The organism is Bradyrhizobium sp. Kon56, from assembly GCF_055807635.1.
On sequence record NZ_JBVVOU010000465.1, the window covers coordinates 1 to 263 of the forward strand.

1 protein-coding gene is annotated in these 263 nt (G+C 65.4%); it reads left to right on the plus strand.

Annotation, left to right across the window (positions count from 1 at the left end):
• On the plus strand, nucleotides 1-228 hold a 228-nt coding region (locus tag AC0L3B_RS39680), incomplete at its 5' end, for a hypothetical protein (protein ID WP_473383329.1).
• Between the last annotated feature and the right edge of the window lie 35 nt (nucleotides 229-263).

A 263-nucleotide genomic window follows, 5' to 3' on the forward strand; every position in this document is an offset into this window, starting at 1 on the left:
GTGCAGGCGCGCCCTCCCGATGCGGAAGCCTGCACCCTGATGGTCTGGTCAGCCGAGGCCAAGGTACCTGCGGCGCTGGCCGACGCCCAGAGCCCGCAACGCAGCGTGAAACTGCGAATACTGGCGGATTCGGACGGCAGCTATATCGTGCGACCGTCGCAGGCCAAGGAGAAAACCATCACCTTCGTGCCCCACGCCAATGTCGCCCAACTGGACGAGTGCCCCTGAACTCAGCGCTTGTTCAGCGCGCGCGCCAACCGATC